Raw genomic sequence first — 20,379 nt, 5'->3', positions numbered from 1 at the left:
TTATTTTGTATATTTGGTAAATCCGGCATCCGTAAAGAGTTTCATCACACTTTCATCACTGGTTAAGTAATCCTTAAACTCTGCTGCTGCTTTTTTCTGATCCTCACTGGCTTCTTTGTCTTTGATTAATCCTACCGGATAGACAGCCGGATCAATTTTTGTTTTATCTGCTTCCGCTATGATCTCCACTTTGTCCGGCATGGACGCTGCATCTGTGGCATAAACCACACCTACCTCGTTGCTGCCTTCTGCAACTGCGGTTAAAACTGCGGTAACATTGGCGCCTTCATTGATCTCCATCTTCATAACCTGATCCAGTATTCCCATATTGGTGAAAAGTTTTCTGGCATACTGTCCTACCGGAACATCTTCTCCTGCAAGTGCAAGACTGGAAGCCGCTGTGATATTCTCAAATCCGGTTACTGACGTCTTTTCACCCTTCGGCTTAATAAGCACAACCTTGTTTACAAGAAGATTTGTATCGGAACCCTCCTCTACCAATCCCCCATCCTTTAATGCATTCATCTGCTTGGGTGCTGCTGAAAAGAAAATATCACACTGGGCGCCCTCCTCAATCTGTTTTTGAAGAGTACCTGAACTGTCCGCATTGTAAACAATTGCTACACCAGGGTGGGTACTTTCATAATTCTCCTTAATCTTTTCCATGGTGTTTTTCAGGCTTGCTGCAATAAACACATATACATCAACCGGCTTTGCTTCCTCTGCCTTTGTTTCCTCTGCCTTTGCAGTCGTAACAGCGGTTGTTGTCTCCTGGGCAGGTTTTGATGTCTCAGTTTGTGATGATGCCGCCTGGGTGGCAGGAACCGCTTTTACCCCCGCCAGACCACAGCCTGAAAGCAATCCGCCAATGAGTGATACCGCCATCATAATTTGCAGTAATCTGTTTCTTTTTTTCATCTTTTTTCCTCCTCTTTTTTTATTCATGATCTGTTTTGTTCTGTTTTGTTACGTTTTGTAAGTATTTGTTTATTTTAAATGATACATAATTAAAAGTCAATATTCCTATATCTTCAGATTATTTCTTATTTTTCTGGATTAATTAATCAATTTATTTCAACATATCAGTTCTCACCTTTGATTGACAAAAAATAAACCTTGTTATACCATAAATAATTATGAGACAGGGGAAAGAGGATATCACATGGAAAAAATTTACAGACCCCAGGAAGTGGCGGATCAGCTAAAAATCAAAAAAGCGACCGTATATGAATTAATTAAACGGGGAGAATTAAAATCCGCAAAGGTAGGGAAGCAGATCCGCATCAGCCAGGATCAGCTTGATGAGTATCTGACAAGAACAAATCAGAAGAAAGAAGCTGCTGTTACTGCCAATGCACTGCCTCCTGTTATGGATATTCCCCGTTTTTCGGCTGATCAGGCAAGCAGGCAGATGGATTATCTTCTTCATACAAGCGGCCTTATTATTAACAGCCAGGAATCCAGAACAGTAGAACTGCTTCGCAGTCTGTTAAGTCAGAGAGATAACAGCCTGCCACTCCTTCATTCTTATATGAACGATTACAACAGCCTTTATTCGCTTTATTATGAGAAAACCCATATGGCACTGACCTGTTTTTGCTTTGAACAGTTTGAAGAACGGATCAGCCAGATCAGCCATTTTCTTCCGGGGCTAGAAGCCGCGGTCATCCATATCTGCACATTAAAAACTGGCTTTTATGTAAAAGAAGGAAATCCAGATCATATAAGCAGCCCAAAGGATTTATGCCGACCTGAAATTAAATTTTTAAACCGGGAAAAGGGAAATGGCCTGCGGATTTATTTAGACCGGATACTGACAGAGAAAAAAATAGACAGGTCCCTTATTAAGGGTTACGCAGATGAAAGCCTGTCTCACATGTCATCTGCTAACGGGGTTGCTTCCGGGCTTTCAGATGTCAGCATGGGGGATCTCTCCCATCTGACTGCATATCCCCATATGGATTTTATCCCCTTAAAAGAAGCATCCATGGATCTGGTCATACTTAAATCTGCCATGGAACAGCCAGCCTTTACGGCTCTCCTTGAAACAATCCGTTCCAGGGAATTTAAAGACAGTCTCCTGCATTTTAACGGCTATGAAACCACAAACACAGGAGACGTCAGCTTTACCACGCCTTAGTTATTTTATTCATTTTTAATTGTGAAATCACAAAAAGTACGCCGCCCACAGTACACAACAGGCTGCCCCAGAGCATGGCATAGGTAAGGTCAGCGGCGGCAGCCTTCCCAAATATGAGATTGGTTCCCGTCCCGCATGCCTCCCCGACCACTGCATAGATACTAAGTACGGTAGCCCGGTCTGTAGAAGTAACACGGCAGTTTTGCAGCCTGGCCTTTAACGGTCCAAACAAAGAGGACGCAAGCCTTAAAAAAATAATGCCAAGAACGGAAAGCAGTCCACTTTTCGTCTGGAAAAGAACCAGGCAGGAGATACTCCCGCATAAAAACAGGACAATGGTAAATGGAAGAATTCCCATTTTTTTATTCAGGCGGTAAGACCACATACCACCTGCAATTCCTGACAATGTGACTATAATAAAAACATAGCCCATTGTCTTTGGCTCCATTCCGCATTTCACATACTGCAGCTGGTTTAAAAACACAGTAATCGTCTGATTTGTCTCCTCAAGCAGTGTAATTCCCACCATGCCAAGAAGAAAATACCGGTCTTTTACCACGTCTAAAAAGGTGTGGAAAAAATGTATCATGCTTTTTTTCTCTTTCTCCGGCTCTTTTACTTCTTTTAAACCAAAGACAAGAACGGCTGCCACTCCATAGGTAATCATGGTTAAAAAACCTGCCAGTCTGTAATTTTCCCCAATAAAAACAGAATAGAAAAGAGAGGCAAAAAGCAAACCCGCCATTCCTAAAGACTGGTAAATACCAAATACCTGCTGGCTTTCTTCCTCCCTGCAGGAAAGATAGAGAATGCTTAAATCACAGCCTGACATTCCTGCCATCACCACACTGAGCAGTATCCGTTCCAGTAAAAATCCATCAAACCCGTCCGCTCTCCAGAAAACCACCTTGGAAATAAAATAGATTCCGCAGGTGATAATCATGGTCTTTCTATATCCGATCCGGTCTGCAACCAGTCCCCATGGCATCTCAAGAGCGATGCAAAGAGCCAGACAAATGCTTTCGATTACAGTGATTTGAAATACGCTGACACCTGCTGCCTGTCTGTAGAGAGTGGCCACAGGTCCATAAAATACCAGTCCCTGTAGAAAGGAAATGGCATAAAGCAAATATATATTTTTTTTATCTTTCATATTTTCTCCAATGATCCGTATTTTTCAAAATAACAGGTACCAAAAATAAGCTCTGTTTTCACAGTGCTTTTTTTAATGCCATCTTTATGATTTTTTTCTACGTGGGATCATATGATGAGAAAATAGATAATGGCATAAATCTGCCCTCCGGATTTCGTAGTGAATTACTTTGTCACTATATCATGAAAACGGTTGTATGTAAAGAAGAGACAAACTATTAGTAACAATTGACAGTAAGTTCCAATAGGAGTAAGATAAATTTTGTTGATCTTATATAATTAAAAGGAGGGGTTTGTATGGATTACAGCTTTTTGTTAAATCTCACAATTATTCTTTTAAGCACTAAGGTTTTAGGTCTTGTAACGCGTAAATTTCACATGCCGCAGGTAGTAGGAGCACTGTTAGCGGGGGTGATTCTTGGCCCTGCCATGCTAGGCACACTCCATGAAACCGAATTCCTTGACAAACTGGCAGAAATCGGTGTGATTGTCCTCATGTTTTGCGCCGGTCTGGAGACAGATACCGCAGAATTAAAAAAGAGTGGTAAATCAGCGTTTATCATTGCACTGATCGGTGTCATCGTGCCTTTATTCGGCGGCTTCGCTGTTGCTTCTTTCTTTAACCGCCCTGGTGTGATTTCTTCCGATGCCACCTGCTCTTTATTTCTTCAGAATATGTTTATCGGAGTCATTCTGACAGCTACTTCTGTAAGCATTACAGCTGAAACTTTAAAAGAAATCGGTAAGATAAAGACCCATTCCGGCAACGCTATCCTGGGAGCCGCCATTATTGATGATGTGTTGGGTATCATTGCACTTACCATCATTACCAGCACCACCGATCCCAATGTCAATCTGTTTGCTGTCTTATTAAAAATTGCCGCGTTCTTTGTCTTTTCTGGTATTGGCGGCGTTCTGATCTATAAAGCATATTCCCGTTGGAGCAACGACGCGGAACGTGGCTTACAACGCCATGCAATCGCTGCTTTTTGTCTTTGTCTTCTCATGTCTTACATCGCAGAACACTTTTTCGGCGTGGCCGATATTACAGGAGCCTACATAGCCGGAGTTATCATATCCAACACCCAGAAATCCCAGTTCCTGACTTCTAAATTTGACACCCTGTCCTATCTTCTGCTTTCACCGGTATTTTTTGCAAGCATAGGACTTAAGGTGGAACTCCCGTCCATGACACCAGCAATTATTCTTTTTGCATTTCTTTTAACCCTTACTGCCATACTAACAAAAGTAATTGGCTGTGGAATCGGAGCTAAACTCTGCGGTTATAAAAATTACCAGAGCATTCGGATCGGGGTTGGTATGATTTCCAGAGGCGAGGTCGCTCTGATTGTTGCAGGAAAAGGACAACAGCTTGGACTTCTCAGCGGTGATTTTCTGGGGCCGGTGGTTCTTGTTGTCATTATTACCACAATAATCACACCAATCGTGTTAAAACCGGTCTTTCGCATTGGTCCTTCTGTGCCCTTTACAGAAACCAGACTGGGTGAAAATTATGAAGAAGTTTCCAAATACAGGTAAATGTTAACAAAGCTCTAACAAAATTATAGTTGCAATCGCAACTATTTTTGTGTTACACTTAATATAATCGAATCGAGTCAGAGTTGCATAGGCATGATTTATACTTGTTCTCAGCCTTTGCACCACTGACTCAAAAAAAACGGACAACAGGAGGTATTCGCTTGAATCAAAAACTAAAGGAAAAAATTATTGAATCCCTTTCATCTGTACTGCCCGTTACATGCATTGTGCTGATTTTGTGTATAACCATTACACCCATGCCGCTTGATCCGCTGATGCTGTTTCTGGTAGGTGCAACCTTACTTATTGTGGGAATGGGATTTTTTACACTGGGTGTAGACATGTCCATGATGATCATCGGGGAAAAAGTTGGTAACCATCTGGCAAAATCTAAAAAATTACCTATAATTATTTTTGCCTGCTTTATCATTGGTTTTATCATTACCATTGCTGAGCCAGATCTTCAGGTTCTGGCTGGTCAGACCCCTGCAGTACCTGATATGGTGCTGATTCTTTCAGTGGCAGCCGGTGTGGGAATCTTTCTCGCCCTGGCATTTTTAAGAACTCTGCTGGGTTGGAATTTATCAAAGCTTCTTCTGATCTTCTATGGAGTACTCTTTGTTACCACAATTTTTGTTCCAAAAGATTTTCTGGCTGTGGCTTTTGACTCCGGAGGTGTAACAACCGGTCCCATTACCGTTCCATTCATCATGGCTCTGGGCGTCGGTCTTTCCTCTGTTGGAAGAAGTAAAAATTCAGGCAGTGACAGCTTTGGTCTAGTGGCCCTCTGCTCTGTAGGACCGATTCTCTCAGTCATGATTCTGGGGTTACTCTATGGCTCCTCTTCCAGCAGCTATGAACCCACGGTAATTCCTGCCTTCACCAATTCACAGGATCTGTGGCTGGCTTTTCAACATGAATTTCCGGTTTATGCAAAGGAAGTTTTTCTGGCTTTGTTTCCTATTCTTTTATTTTTTGTAGTTTTCCAGATATTTTTCTTAAAACTAAGACAAAGACAGATCATTAAAATACTGATGGGAATACTGTACTCCTACATTGGACTCACACTGTTTTTAACCGGTGTCAATGTTGGATTTATGCCTGCCGGCAATTATCTTGGAAAACAGCTGGCCTCTCTTTCCTATAACTGGATTATGATTCCCATTGCCATGCTCATCGGTTATTATATTGTAAAAGCAGAACCTGCTGTTTTAGTATTAAATAAACAGGTGGAGGATATAACTGGAGGTTCCATATCAGAAAAAACCATGATGACAGGATTATCGGTAGGTATGTCAGTATCTTTGGGATTATCTGTCATAAGGATTTTAACGGGCCTTCCCCTTCTTGCACTTTTAATCCCCGGATATGCGCTGGCACTGGGTCTTTCCTTTGTTGTACCGCCCATCTTTACATCAATCGCATTTGACTCCGGCGGTGTGGCTTCCGGTCCCATGACTGCTACTTTCCTGCTTCCGTTTGCAATGGGCGCATGTGAAGCAGTGGGCGGTAACATTGTGACTGATGCCTTTGGAATTGTAGCCATGGTGGCCATGACACCTTTAATCACCATTCAGCTGATCGGTGTGATTTACCATTTTAAAACAAAAAAATCCAGTTCTTTTGCAGGGGCTGCCTCAATTGATATGGAACTGGAATTTATTGAATTAGGAAAGGATGAAGCAGATGACTTCCAATCATAAAGTTTACTGGATTACAGTTATTGTAGACCGTGGAAAAGGCGAAAAAGCTGCTTCCGTTTTCAAAGAATACAATCAGGAACTGCTGCTTAATGTCAGAGGACACGGAACAGCCAGTTCTGCAATTAAAGATTGCCTTGGACTTGATGAGCCGGAAAAGGACCTGGTAATCGGAGTGGTTGATCAGTCAGCCTCCCAAAACCTCCTATCCGCGCTTCATAAAAAACTGGAGCTTGATAACCCCGGATACGGTATCGTATTCACTATTTCTCTGTCAGGAATCAGTGCCGCGGCTTCGAACCTTCTAAACTCCGGCATTACAGGCAATGAGAACCATATATCTACAGATTATCACAAGGAGGATCATCCTATGTCAGATACAAACGCGTATGAATTAATTGCATCCGTCATAAATACAGACCTTTCAAACCCAATTATGGAGTCCGCGCGAAATGCAGGCTGTAAAGGCGGCACACTAATAAAAGCAAGAGAACTGGGCGGAGATTCTACCAGTAAGCTGTTTGGGATGACCGTCTCAAATGAAAAAGAAATTCTTCTGATGCTGGTTCCTAAAGCAGATAAACAGGCAATATTAAAATCCATTTGTGAAACCGTATTAAAAGAAACAGGAGAACATGCCATTGCATTCTCTCTTCCAGTGAATGATGTGGCTGGTTTAAGCACACTTATGAAATAATCGGCCTCTGCTTTCTTGACACTGTGGCTCTAAACTCTTATAATATATGTATTACAGTTGTAAGAACAGGAGAATGAGTATGAGCCACCTTCCGCAAATTTCTGAGGCAGAATATGAAGTGATGAAGGTACTTTGGAGGTATGCTCCAATTAACACCAACGAGGTAACTGAAAAACTGATCCAGACAACCGACTGGAATCCCAAGACGATTCACACCCTGTTAAAGAGACTGGTTCAAAAGGGGGCTGCTACCTATACGAAGGAAAGCCGTGTATTTATTTATACTCCTCTTATTAATGAGGACGACTATCTGAAGAAGGAAAACAGCCACTTTTTAAACCGGTTTTATAATGGCAGCATATCCGGTATGGTAACAAACTACATGAACAGCAATCATATATCCAACGAGGACTTAGACGAGTTGAAAAAGCTTCTTTTTAAGGAACATGAGGAGGAAACATAATATGCTTCTTTCCCTTGTGATCCGTCTTATGTTAAACAGCGTTGTGATAATTCCGTCTTTCGGAATAATCCTGCTGATAAAAGAACGATTTAAAAATCATCTTACCTGGAAAGCCCAATACAGAATCTGGTATTACCTGTTGCTTGTACTGATCTTTCCTTTTCTCCCTTCCTCCATGATCCATGCAGGGCTTCGTTTATTAAGCCTTTCTGGAGGCAGTGTCTCACCTGTCAAAGGAATGACTCCCACTTTTTCTAATGATGCCGGTATTTCCAGCGTTATACAGGATTTCTCCATATCCGTCAGCCGAAGCCGTATCTTTCATCTACCTGCTTTTCTGCCTTATATATGGGGACTGGGAATTGGTATTGTATCAATCCTTAATCTTATTTCAGACATTAAAATCAGACGAATCAGACAGGCCAGCCTTCCTCTCCAAAACAGGCAGATCAGAGAACTGTATGACTGCTGCCTCAGTGAAATGAATATAAAAAAGAAAATTCCCCTTTATAGCAGCGCATATTTAAGTTCTCCCGTGGCTGCCGGTTTAGTTAAACCGGTAATTATACTGCCCATCCATATGCTTTCAGAATTTACAGAAAAAGAAATTCGCTTTATTCTTCTTCACGAACTGACCCATATTAAGCACAGAGACCTTTTTCTTAACCGTTTTCTGGCTCTTATGCAGGCACTGTACTGGTATCATCCAGTCGTCTGGATCGGGCTAAGAGAGATGAGAAAGGACCAGGAAGTTTATTGTGATCTGTCCGTTTTGTCCATGTTAGAAGAAAACAGCTATCTGGATTATGGAAAAACACTGATTCGTTTTGCAGAAAATATAGGGAGACGACTTTCTTTTGCCTCCCAAATCGCAGGCTCTGAAAAAGAGATCAGGAGGAGAATCCGCTGCATTGCTTCTTACCGCAAAGAATCCAGATGGAAACAATTAAAAAGCCGGTTTTTACTCACCTTAACCAGCCTGGTGCTGCTGGCCTTTATACCGGTCATGTCTGTACATGCATCCAGCGGTTCTTATTACCCTTTTTATCCTGAGCATATGAAACAGCTGGATTTAGACTCCTGTTTTTACGGTTATGAAGGGAGTTTTGTACTTTACGGAGTCAATTCCCATCAATATTATATTTATAATCAGAAAGCAGGCACAACCAGGATTTCCCCAGACTCCACCTACAAGATATACAGCGCGCTGTGTGCGCTGGAACAGGGCGTGATTACGCCTGACTCCTCTTATATCAAATGGGACGGATCAGTCTTCCCATTTGAAGCGTGGAATCAGGATCAGAACCTGAATACTGCCATGAACCGTTCTGTTAACTGGTATTTTAAAGCTCTGGATGAGAAAAGCGGCATATCCGCTTTAAAAAACTGCATTGGGCAACTGGAATATGGAAATCAGGATTTATCTGGAGGAATCGGCAGCTACTGGCTGGAGTCTTCCTTGAAAATTTCTCCTGTGGAACAGGTGGAGCTCTTAAGCAGGCTTTGCCAGGAAACTCTCCCGTTTCAACCGGATCATATCAAAGCCGTAAAAGATTCCCTTTATATTTCTGCCAGCCAGGGTGTTTCATTATACGGAAAAACCGGAACCGGCAACATAAACGGCAAAGATGTCAACGGCTGGTTTATCGGTTTTGCGCAGTCTCAGGATGAGACTTATGTATTCTCCACCAACATACAAAGTGATCAATGTGCCAACGGACGCATCGCCGCAGCAATTACACTGGACATCTTAAAGAACCAGAATATCTACAGACAGTAAAACAGAGCCTGAGACGGGAGAATCTCTCCAGCCCCAGGCTCTGTCTTTTTCATTTATTGTACCGGAATATAGGAATCTAGAATCAGTTTATCTTTCCTCACAACATACCCGCTCCCGCCCCGGTTCTTCACATCTTCCACCATGCTGACAAGAAGCAGTGGTGTCTTTGTATCAGGATCTGCAGTAAATACTGAAAACCAGCCAAGCTCCGTTCCGGTAGTATCCCCTTTGGAAGCTTTGATCTCAGCAGTTCCTGTCTTTCCTCCAAGGGTCAGATCAGATCTCATAATGGCATGGCCGGTTCCATGTTCTGAGCTGACAACCTTAATTAAATCCTCACGGACCAGATTGGCATTGTCTGCAGAGCAGGCTCCCTGAAGCCATACTTTGGGTGCTGCATTTGGCTCTGCTTTTAAAACAGGCTGTATCACATTGCCCCCGTTGGTAAACATGGTGTAAAGAGCTGCCAGATGGATGGGATTAACAAGCATCTGCCCCTGTCCATAGCCGCTGTCAGCCAGCTGTACTTCCTTTTCGATCCGGTCTGAATTGGAATACTGGGACTTGGCAACGGAAATCTCAAAAGGAAGGTCCTGGTTAAATCCCAGCTTGTTAAGCCCTGACATAAAATCATCATAGCCAATCTTTAATGCAGCTTTAGCAAAATAAATATTGTTTGAATATATAAAAGCATTTTCTAAATTAAGGGGATTGCTGTCATGAAGGGTGGTTATGTAATAGTTTCCCCAGCTCTCATCTTTTCTCCAGCTTAACCCGGTACTTCCATAATCCTCATTGGGATCGATGGCACCGTTTTCAAGTCCAACCACAGCCGTAATGGGCTTAAAGGAAGATCCTGGAGCAAACTTCTGACGGAAGCGGTTATAAAGAGGCTTCCGCTCATCATTATTTAAGGAATCCCATTTTTCTGACGGCATTCCCAGAATGAAATCATTGTCATCATAGGAAGGCGTACTCACAAGAGCCAGGATCTCTCCTGTTTGGGGATTCATGGCTACGCTGCAGCTTTTGTCTTCTGAAAATGCATCATAGATCGCACTCTGAAGCGTACTGTCAATGGTAAGTGTGATATCAGCACCATCCGTTCTGGGCCTTACCGCCAGCTTTTTCTTGCTGTTTCCCGTTGCATCTGTAATGGAAATAGTATGGCCGTTTGTCCCCTTCAATTCCTTTTCATACAACCCTTCCATACCACTTTTACCAATTACGCTGTCTGTTAAATAATCTTCTCCCTTATGTTTTTCCAAGTCCTCACTGGTCACATTCTGGACGTATCCAATGAGATGGGCGCCCTTTACCCCAAGGGGATAGGAACGCACGGAAGTGTCTGTAATTAACACTCCGGGAATTGTAAGAAGCTGATCCTGAAGCTCTTTGTTTTTCTGATCTTCTTCACTGACCTGATCTGAGTGTAGCTGAAAATCATCTACCTTTTTCACGGTTTTTAAGGGAACAAAGGAATCTTCCTTTACCCAGCCTGCAGACAGCTTTTTTTGTATACTCTCCGGAGACATGGATAGAAGTTCTCCCAGTTTTTCCACATCCGGACCGGAATTCTCACTCATTTTCCCCGGAACAAGACCGACAGAGGAAGCAGTTCCCTTTCCTGCCAGCACAAGACCGTTCCTGTCAAAAATAGACCCTCTTTGTGCCTCATCTGTTGAAACTCTGACTTTATCAGTTTTATCAAGCTCTGGAAAAATCATGGTGTCATTCCATTCCAGTTTATAGCCGGTTTTCTTTTCTTTTTTAAATACTGCCTGATTGGAAAAACTGATCTCTCCTGCCAGACTGGTTAAACTCATCTGATAAGTGACTACTGCTTCCTCATCTTTTAAGTCAACGCCGGTGATATCCGCTTTTATATTTTCCGCTTCAATTCCCTCATAAATATTCTTATTTCTGGCAATAAAATCTTCCTGGCTGATATTTAACTGGCTCTGCCCATCAAGCATGCCATACATGGATTCATAATCCGCCTTTTGTAAGTTTGACACATAGTCAGAAAAAAGCACATCCGGCTTTTTTAACTGGTTCTTCTTACTTTCAAGCCGGAGAAATAAAATTCCTCCGGCCACACCAATCATCAGTATTAATAACGTGCAAACAACAGAAAACACAAATCGTCTCAATCCCCGTTTCATTCCCCGTCTCATTCCATTTCTCCTTTAATCCGTACGAAGGTTATTGGATACACCGGAAGCGGTACCAGTTAAAATCTTTTCGGTATCTTCCAGATGGAAATAATAATTAAATATATTTTTTCCTACGCCTACCACATTACCGGAGCTGTATCCGTTTGCGATCCTGACTGTTATGGCGATCTGCGGATTCACAAGGGGTGCATATCCAATAAAGAGACCATGGTTTGGTTTTGTTTTAGATTCCTCGGCTGTACCGGTTTTTCCAGCAGCATCAATTTTTAAATCTTTTAAGTTTGCATTGGATTTTACCAGTTCGTTCATACCTTTTGCCACATCATTCCATACAAATTCCGGTAAGCTGACTGTACTGTTTAAGGCAGGAGTAAAGGATTTTACCACTGCGCCGTCTCCATCAGTAATCTTGCCAATCATAGACAGCTGATAACTTTGACCATGGTTCGCCAGAGTCGCTGTATAACGGGCTATCTGGGATGTGGTGTAGTTATGAGTTCCCTGACCGATGGAGGATGGAATGGCATACTGATCTGTTACATGAGGTTTTGCCTCTCCGATCTCAATTCCTGTATTCTTATCCAGATCCAGAAGCTGGGCATATTTAACTAAGGTGCCAAGTCCCTTATCCTCTGAAAAGCTTCCATCTGCTCCTGTTCCCAGCCTGTAAGTGATTTCTGACAGATATACGTTACAGGAGTTTTTAAGTGCATCGGCACTGGAAGAGATTACACCGTGACCGGAACGTTTCCAGCATCGCAGAGGCGGTTCCACCTTGTCAAATGCACCAGTACACAAAACACTGGTATCCGTCTGAATCACGCCTTCCGTTAATCCGGCAATAACCGTAACCGGTTTAAAGGTAGATCCGGGTGCCGTTAACTGACTGGTGGCACGGTTGAACAGAGGCAGGGATAAATCCTGTTCCAGCTGCTGGTAATAGGAGGTGTCCATCTGGTTCGCCAGCCGGTTATTGTCATAACCCGGATAGCTGACACAGGCTATTACCTCACCGTTCTGGGGATTGACCACAACAGCAGATCCGGAACATGGATTTAACGCCAGCTGAGCCGGTGTAATCTCCAGATTGGTGATTTTCTTACGGATAAACTGATAAGGACTTAACTGACCATTCATAAGAAGAGGATAGTCCGGATCATCCTTTGACAAAACTCCCTGTTCATACAGAAGCTGCTCTGTCTCTCTGCCGCTAAGGGACCCTTCCCCGATCATGGCCTGATAAATCTTCTGCTCAAAATCACGGTTATCGGTGATATCCTGTAACATCTTTTCTTCCGCCAGGCGCTCTGCATCCTGGATCTCCGTATACTTTTCATTGTTTTCCAGGTGGCTTAAGTCCATATGACCTGCAGCAATGGATTCAGTCAGATATTGCCTTAAGCTTTTTTCTTTCCAGTCCCATGTGCCGCTTCCATTTAGCAGGAACTGATCTTTACGGGCCTGGCTGACCAGAAAATCCAAGTATCCCTGCATCTGGGGACCAAGTGCCTGGTAAGAGGCTCCTGATGCGTCGAAGGCAGCTGAAAGCTGGCCAATCACCGCTTCTTTTTTCTGTTTAAAATCTCCATAGACCTTTTTTTCCAGATCCGATGCATTCTCATCCTTTAACCGCTCCGTATCGATGACATGATTCTGGATCAACGCATAGTAGACTTCGTCAGAAGCAATCCGGATCTGGGAAGCATCGGCTGCTTTTGGCATTTCTGCCCTTCTGGTTTCCACCATATTGGCCAGAAGAATTCCGGCTATCTGCTGTTTCAGCATCTGATATACCGCATCCTGCAGACCTTTATCCACCGTTAAGTAAACATCTTTGCCAGTTCCGGGGCTGTTGGTAATAACTGGTTCTGTCTTTGGATTTCCCACCACGTCGGTATAAAATTCCTGAGTTCCATCCTGTCCTCTCAGCCATTCTTCCATGGATTTTTCAATTCCACTTTTGCCGATTACGGACTGATTGGAATAAATACTGTTATTGTCCCCAACTGCAGCCAGCTCATCGGCTGATATGCCACCAGTATATCCTAAAATAGAGGACATGCTTTCTCCGCCATAGTACACCCGGATGCTGCTGTTTTCCACATCAGCTCCCTGAAGATCGTGCTTTTGTTCCATTACACCCACCATGGCTTTGTCAGATACATCGGAGGCCACCAGATACGGCAGGTATTTCCGGTATGAATTTAAGGACAGACCATAACGAATGTTGGCGATCTGTAAGATCTCTTTGGGCGTTAAGGACGCAGGAAGCCTGTACAATTTCTGCTCCTCTTCCGGATAGGAAGAATCAATCATAAACTTCTTCTTGCCGCAAAGATCCTGCATCAGTTCATCGGCGGTCTTTTGTGACTGCTCTTCCGTCAGATCCGTGACCTGACTCTTACCATAAAAGTCAGCCTTAAAGCGGCTCAGCTTCCAGCCGTCCACCGAATATTGATAATTTCCTTCTTCGTTTACCACAATGGGAAGACTGACATTTAACTTATCTTCATCTCCCACAAGACCAATCAGCTGATAGGCGATTCCGTTTAATGTTTTCTGTTTCTCCTTCTGATTCTTATAATTTCCCGAATCTTCCAGAGTGATATTATAGGATAGACGGTTTGATGCCAGAAGCGTTCCGTTCCTGTCATAGATGTTCCCTCTGTTCCCGGGAAGCCTCTGGGTTTTCATAATGGAGCTGATGAACTCCTCCTGGCTGGCAGCCCCCTCCATAATCTGCAGGTGATATAACCTTACCAGCAGTGATGATAATAAAAATCCAAAAAATAATCCCAATATCAGCAATCTGGGAATCTGAAATGAAATATCAGGTAAGCTTTTATTCTTAAATAGATGATTGCGGCGCATAATTCTCCTTATTCTTACGCTTGTAATATTTATAATATGAAAGGAACAGGGACACTTTATACCCTCCCTGTATACAGATAAATTACTACGTATGTAAGATTTGATTATACACCGGATCGATTCAGATGTAAACCGTTTTTTCATCGCAATGCCATCTGAAGCCGCTCCATTTCATAGAATTCCCCTTTTAAATCCATTAACGTCTGGTAGCTTCCTTCTTCCCTTATTTTCCCCTGGTCTAAAACCACGATCCGGTCTGCTCCTCTTACTGTGGAAAGCCTGTGTGCAACAATAAATGTGGTTCTTCCTTTAATCAGCTCGTTAAGCGCATCCTGAATCTCCTTTTCTGATATGGTATCAAGAGCCGAGGTCGCTTCATCCAGTATAATTACCCGTGGATCTCTGATAATCGCCCTGGCTATGGAAATTCTCTGTCTCTGACCTCCGCTTAAATTGGCTCCATGTTCTCCAATCATGGTATTAAGACCATTGGGCAGCCTGGCAATCACTGATTTTAGATTTGCCGCTTCCACTGCATGATTCACCTCTTCGTCCGATACATTGGTAAGACCATAAGTGATATTTTCCCTTACCGTACCTGTAAAGAGAATGGGGGTCTGGGGTACCACTGAGATAAATCTCCGGTAGCTTCTTAAATTAATTTCACTGATATCTGTTCCGTCAATGGATAGCCTGCCACCGCCTGGTGTTATAAAACCAATTAGCAGATTTAGTATGGTGGTTTTTCCTGAACCGGACTCTCCCACCAAAGCGATGGTCTCCCCTTCCTTCACATCTAAATCAATTCCCGACAAAACCGGTTGATTGGAGTCTTTGTAGGAAAATGCAACATTCTGAAAGGTAAATCTGCCCTTTAACTGGTTTAGTTCCCTCTTTCCTTCATTATGCTCCACATCGTCGGAAATTAATACCTCGCCGATGGAAGAAACAGATTCCAGTCCCTTTGTCAGTATGGGAAGCAGATTAATAAGCCCGGTAAACTGGTTGACTACTGTGGTAAAGCTTGCCTGGTAAAAGGTTACATCGCCGATCTTTATGGAGCCTTTCCATGCCATATATCCGGAGAACCCCAGACACAATGCCTGAAATACCTGGAATACACACCAGCTTACAGCCCCAAAATGTGCCTGCACCATATCCAGCCGGTATCCCTTGTCTGCCGTTTCTTCCAGCTGTTCCTTGATCTTATCCACCTCTTGTTTTTCAAGGGCATGGGCTCTTGTAACAGGAACCAGCTCCACCATCTCCATCACACGGGCGCTGGTTTCCTCCATCTCACGTCGAAAAGCCCGGTTCTCACTGTGAATCCGTTTGCGAAACGCGACAACTGTTACAGCAGTCACTGGAGCCACCAGAAGAAAAAACAGGAGCACTGATCTGTTTTTCACGGCTGTAATTCCCAGAGTGATGACCAGATTCATCAGAATATTCATGAGATTAACAAAAAGCTGGGAGGACAATGTCTCCACTGCCTCCACATCACGTATGATCTTGGACTGAAGCCTGCCTGATTGTATCTGCGTGTGGTATGGAATGGACAATTCCTGGAGTTTCCGGACCAGTGCGCCTCTTAAACCAGCCTCAGTTTTTCGTATAACCTGATTTTTGTACTTGTTGTGAAGCCAGTTTGCAGGAAGATGCACTGCTAAAAGTCCAATCCAGACTGCGACATTTAAGATGATCTGACGCTTTCCCTCTTCTCCTCCTGCTATGGCTCCGTTAATTACATTGGCAGTCAGAAGGGCAGCAAAGAGACTGGGCGCATGTTTGATTACAAAAAAGAAAGTGGACAGAAGAAACTTATGGTACTGCCCTTTATAAAATCCAAGCAGCACCATAACCGAATGATTCCTGTACGTCCTATAGCAGTCGATAAACCGGTGTTCCATTTTCTCATATTGATCCATCGTCTTCTCCCTAGGAGACATCAAGCCCCTGATTCTCTATTACCACATGTTTGCTGTCTAACAGATCTGCATAAGGTGATCCAAGCTTACTCAATTCTTCGGAAATAAACCCTGCCATGATGACAGCCCCCTCTGGTTTTAAATGGGTATTATCCCCAGGCCACATAAAATATGCTTTAGAGGCTAAATCTCCCACTGCGTTAAGATAGGCCTCTGTGATAGCGGTTAAGTCAATAACCGGAACGCAGGCTTCTTTTCCGGTCTGCCTCACCGCCTCCGGATAGGCTCCGTGGCTGCCAGGAAGAAATTTACCCTGGTCATTAAAATGCCTTCTGGCGATGGGGGTAATGAGTACTGGGTAAGCTCCATTTTCTCTGGCTGCCTGAATAAATATCATGAGATTCTCTTTAAATGTGGTATCCGGGTCAGTATGGCGGCCAGGATCATCCTTTTCATCGTTGTGACCAAACTGTATAAAGAGAAAGTCTCCCTCTTTCATTTCTTTTTCCATCAAGGCCAGCAGGCCTTCTTCCAGAAATGATTTGGTACTTCTCCCATTCTGTGCATAGCTTTTCATCTCCACACCATCTGCCAGATAAAGAAGCATTGCCTGGGATATCCCCGTCTGGGGATATGTGGAAGCTTTATTAAATTTCACTGTGCTGTCTCCAGCATAAAAGATTGCTGCCATTTACGTACACTCCATAAGCTGCTCCTGTAAAACGTTTTCCTTTTGTCAGACCTTCCGAACAGATAGAAGTCACATCAGTCCACCGCCACAGAATTTTATTATTTAATAGAAACGTTCTGTTAAGACCATCTGTCTCAACCCGGAATAAAACACGCCCTTCAAAAGAATAATCGTTCTTTTCTGTCCTTACATAAGCGTTGTCCACATATTCCGTTACAAATATCTGATTCTTTGTTACACCAAATTTTATGTAGGTGTTTTCATCATAGTACAAGGTCACACCTGCATCAGAGGTAAATTCCTCCTGCTCTTCCTCTGGTATCCACATCTCAAACTCTGCTGCGAAGCTAAAATCCGGCTGGAATTTAAGTAGCATGCTGTTGCATATTCTGCTGCATAAATCAAATCCGTCTCCTCTGATCCACAGCGTTCCGTCTTCCCCAGTCCAGACACGTTTTCTGTCTCTTGTCCTTGGGGACAGCCAGGCCTCCTTTGTATTGACTGGCGCTGACTTTTCATATGTCTTGGGAAACGGAACTCGATCCAGATAAGAAGGACCTTTTCTTTTATTTATTACAGGCCACCCATCAGCCGTCCAGATGATTTCGTCAAGGCAGGTTTCTCTGCCCAGCATCCCCCATGTCCCATTGATAAAACGGGAAGATAAATATACCATAAACCATCTGCCGTCTGGTGTCTCAACCGGTTTTCCATGACCACAGCACTGAATGGCACCCATTTCATCCCATTGATGCATGATTGGATTGTAAGGACAGTTTTCATAGGGCCCATATAATCGTGTTGATCTTGCAACGGTAATCATATGTCCTTTTCCAGTTCCGCCTTCTGCCAGAAAACAATAATAATACCCATCCTTTTTTATGAGATGAGGTCCCTCCGGCGCATGACCGGAATGCCCGTACCAGATCAGTTCCGGTTGGGACAGCAGTTGTTTTCCATCCTGGGAAATCTCCATGATTCTTGCTCCCCGGTTAATCAGCATATACCGTTTTCCATCCTCATCAGTGAAAAGGGAGGGATCAATCCCTAAGAGATTATGAATGACCGGAGTCTCATAAGGACCTTCGGGATGAATGGAACTGGTGATCATCTGTGTCTGAATATAAGGCGCATCGTCATTATTACGCAGAGTTGCGCAGATATAAAATCTTCCATTGGAAAAGCTGATATCAGGCGCCCAGAATCCCCTTCCTCCTTCCAGATCTCCCAGATATTCTTTTGCCCATATTTCATCTGTAACCGCATAACCGATTGTTTTCCAGTGAATTAAATCCCTGGAATGAGAGATTGGAATGCATGGGAAAAACAGGAAACTGGAATGTACCATATAATAATTTTCACCCACACGTACAATACTGGGATCCGGGTGCATACCCCTTAAAACAGGATTGCGGTAAGATTCCTCCAGGGAAAAACCGCATTTACTTTTAAAATACTCTTCCAGGGGTGACCCTGCCGCCAGATCATAAGGCGTACACATGGACTGATTTGCCCATGTGGGATCCATGTTGCAGCGCTCCACCAGATACTCCACCAGTTTTTGGTTTTTCCCTTTCACTGCATAGTGGAGAAGGCTGTTCCCATTCTCATCACAGTCCTCTATATTAAAACTGTGATCAATCAGGTGGACAACCGCCTCATACGCTCCACGTTCTGCTGCCTCAAAAGCTCTCTTTGCTGCCCTTTCCGTCTTTGATGTGTATAAATTCATATTCCCCATACCCTTCTGATTTTACATTGTTTTTGTTAGCACTCCACAGACAAAGCTTTGCACCTGTCCAAGTCGCCCGGCATAGGGGCTGCGGATTGCCGATGGAGGTATAGCTGGCTCCATCCGGTGACCAGGAAAAACGGTATGTTTTATCAGCAAGTAACTCCATACGCAGATACACCGTATCATTCTCATAAGGACAGGAAGTTTCAAGAATTTCCCGGGCTTCTCCAAGCAGTTCCTTTTTTGTTACGGTTCCTTTGTACAGCATAAGGCTGTTGCCATCAATGGTCCGCTCCAGAGCCAGATAGGCATAGGAATGTCCAATCATTCCAATGGAGGACATATCTCCCTCTTCTTCCCAGTTAAGGCGTACCTTTGTGACAGCGGTGAAAGTCCTTTGCTGGGGGATCTGAGTCATGGCATTGGGTGCATACCAAAGTAAATTTTCTCTGGTATTGTTTTTCATACAAAACAGACGGATACCATTATGCCCTGCCAGAGAATAATAGGACTTTTGGGGATTTGCCTGCCACTGCCACTGAAGGCCAATGCTTTTCCCATTAAACTCATCTGACTGGGCGATCCTGTATTCTGGCTGCCCTTCTGTGGGAACCTTCCACTCCTTAACCGGTTCTCCAATTCCGTCTCCATTTTGATCTGTTCCGATAAAAGGCCAGCCATTATGAAAGCACATGGGTTGCAGATGCACAATTCTTCCAAGCTCATTGACATCCTGGAAATGAATAAACCAGTGCCTGCCGTCAGGTGCTATGACCCAGCCGCCCTGATGAGGCCCGTTTACGGATGTATTTCCCTGATGCATCACAATCTTGTATTCATATGGCCCCTTTGCAGATCTCGCTCTCAATACAGACTGCCAGCCTGTTGAAACTCCTCCTGACGGCATTAGAATATAATAATATCCCTGGTCATAATACATCTTGGGTCCTTCTGTAGTGGGAGCAATCTGTTCCCCGTCAAATATGGTAACCGGCTCTCCAATAATATTTCTGCATAGAGGGTCGATTTCTACCAGATCCAGTCTGTGCTTGATCCCGCACCGGCTGTTGGCATAGGCAAATACCATATACGCTTTTCCATCCATATCCCAAAAAGGACAAGGATCAATCCAACCTTTCGCTTCATGGAGGCAGTGAAGTTTAAATTTTCCATATGGATCCTTTGATGTGGCTACAAAAATCCCTTCATCAGGAAGGGGAATGAATACATAAAAGGTATCCTCATGAAAACGGATGGAAGGCGCCCAGGTTCCTGATCCGTGAGAAGGAAAATCGTATTTTTCAAAGGGCAGTGAATCCACACAGTGATTGATGATTTCCCAGTGAACCAGATCTCTGGAATGGAGAAGAGGTACACCTGGAAGATATGTAAAAGAAGAAGCCACCATATAATAGTCTTCCCCCACCCGAATTACATCGGGATCTGAATAATCGGCATACAAAACCGGATTCTGATACATGGACATCGTAATTGCCTCCCATAATA

General features: G+C 43.5%; 14 protein-coding genes. 6 read left to right on the top strand and 8 right to left on the bottom strand.

Features of this window, described 5'->3' with window-relative positions; all coding sequences use genetic code 11:
- On the bottom strand, positions 1-918 hold the full coding sequence (gene modA / locus ACOAOT_RS01475; protein WP_420215325.1) for a molybdate ABC transporter substrate-binding protein: 918 nt from the start codon (positions 916-918) through the stop codon (positions 1-3).
- A gap of 244 nt (positions 919-1,162) precedes the next feature.
- On the opposite strand from modA, the gene ACOAOT_RS01470 reads away from it, so the two are divergent.
- A complete protein-coding gene (locus tag ACOAOT_RS01470) occupies positions 1,163-2,140 on the top strand; it encodes a substrate-binding domain-containing protein (RefSeq protein WP_420215324.1) in 978 nt (325 codons plus the stop codon).
- Here the strand turns inward: ACOAOT_RS01470 and ACOAOT_RS01465 are convergent.
- On the bottom strand, positions 2,127-3,293 hold the full coding sequence (locus ACOAOT_RS01465; protein WP_420215323.1) for an MFS transporter: 1,167 nt from the start codon (positions 3,291-3,293) through the stop codon (positions 2,127-2,129). The two genes, ACOAOT_RS01470 and ACOAOT_RS01465, sit on opposite strands and share 14 nt — an antisense overlap.
- Positions 3,294-3,589: 296 nt before the next feature.
- On the opposite strand from ACOAOT_RS01465, the gene ACOAOT_RS01460 reads away from it, so the two are divergent.
- The 5 genes from ACOAOT_RS01460 (at position 3,590) to ACOAOT_RS01440 (ending at position 9,471) form a co-directional block, all read left to right on the top strand.
- Positions 3,590-4,831, top strand: coding sequence for a cation:proton antiporter (locus tag ACOAOT_RS01460; protein WP_420215322.1), 1,242 nt, complete (start codon positions 3,590-3,592; stop codon positions 4,829-4,831).
- Between the two features lie 161 nt (positions 4,832-4,992).
- On the top strand, positions 4,993-6,534 hold the full coding sequence (locus tag ACOAOT_RS01455; protein WP_420215321.1) for a DUF1538 domain-containing protein: 1,542 nt from the start codon (positions 4,993-4,995) through the stop codon (positions 6,532-6,534).
- A complete protein-coding gene (locus ACOAOT_RS01450; RefSeq protein WP_420215320.1) occupies positions 6,518-7,228 on the top strand; it encodes a hypothetical protein in 711 nt (236 codons plus the stop codon). The genes ACOAOT_RS01455 and ACOAOT_RS01450 overlap by 17 nt, the downstream gene beginning before the upstream one ends.
- Before the next feature lie 79 nt (positions 7,229-7,307).
- Positions 7,308-7,691, top strand: coding sequence for a BlaI/MecI/CopY family transcriptional regulator (locus tag ACOAOT_RS01445; RefSeq protein WP_420215319.1), 384 nt, complete (start codon positions 7,308-7,310; stop codon positions 7,689-7,691).
- Between the two features lies 1 nt (position 7,692).
- On the top strand, positions 7,693-9,471 hold the full coding sequence (locus ACOAOT_RS01440) for a BlaR1 family beta-lactam sensor/signal transducer (protein WP_420215318.1): 1,779 nt from the start codon (positions 7,693-7,695) through the stop codon (positions 9,469-9,471).
- 53 nt (positions 9,472-9,524) lie between these two features.
- Here ACOAOT_RS01440 and ACOAOT_RS01435 read toward each other — a convergent pair whose 3' ends face one another.
- The 6 genes from ACOAOT_RS01435 to ACOAOT_RS01410 form a co-directional block, all read right to left on the bottom strand.
- Entirely contained in the window at positions 9,525-11,648 is a 2,124-nt protein-coding gene (locus tag ACOAOT_RS01435) for a penicillin-binding transpeptidase domain-containing protein (RefSeq protein ID WP_420215317.1), read from the bottom strand.
- A 12-nt stretch (positions 11,649-11,660) separates the two neighbouring features.
- On the bottom strand, positions 11,661-14,519 hold the full coding sequence (locus ACOAOT_RS01430) for a penicillin-binding transpeptidase domain-containing protein (RefSeq protein ID WP_420215316.1): 2,859 nt from the start codon (positions 14,517-14,519) through the stop codon (positions 11,661-11,663).
- 140 nt (positions 14,520-14,659) lie between these two features.
- Positions 14,660-16,447, bottom strand: coding sequence for an ABC transporter ATP-binding protein (locus ACOAOT_RS01425; protein WP_420215315.1), 1,788 nt, complete (start codon positions 16,445-16,447; stop codon positions 14,660-14,662).
- Between the two features lie 10 nt (positions 16,448-16,457).
- Positions 16,458-17,105 carry a rhamnogalacturonan acetylesterase gene (locus tag ACOAOT_RS01420; protein ID WP_420215314.1) on the bottom strand — a complete coding sequence of 216 codons (648 nt, stop codon included), beginning with the start codon at positions 17,103-17,105 and terminating at the stop codon, positions 16,458-16,460.
- The gene (locus tag ACOAOT_RS01415; protein WP_420215313.1) at positions 17,095-18,870 is read right to left on the bottom strand and encodes a family 43 glycosylhydrolase; all 1,776 of its coding nucleotides are present in this window, start codon (positions 18,868-18,870) and stop codon (positions 17,095-17,097) included. The genes ACOAOT_RS01420 and ACOAOT_RS01415 overlap by 11 nt, the downstream gene beginning before the upstream one ends.
- On the bottom strand, positions 18,821-20,359 hold the full coding sequence (locus tag ACOAOT_RS01410) for a glycoside hydrolase family 43 protein (protein ID WP_420215312.1): 1,539 nt from the start codon (positions 20,357-20,359) through the stop codon (positions 18,821-18,823). Before ACOAOT_RS01410 ends, ACOAOT_RS01415 begins: the two co-directional genes overlap by 50 nt.
- Positions 20,360-20,379: the final 20 nt, after the last annotated feature.

The sequence above is a fragment of the Lacrimispora struthionigena genome (assembly GCF_048627165.1).
Taxonomy (GTDB): Bacteria; Bacillota; Clostridia; order Lachnospirales; family Lachnospiraceae; genus Lacrimispora.
The sequence above is the reverse complement of the archived record's forward strand: the minus strand, read 5'-3'. Positions and strand labels throughout refer to the sequence as shown.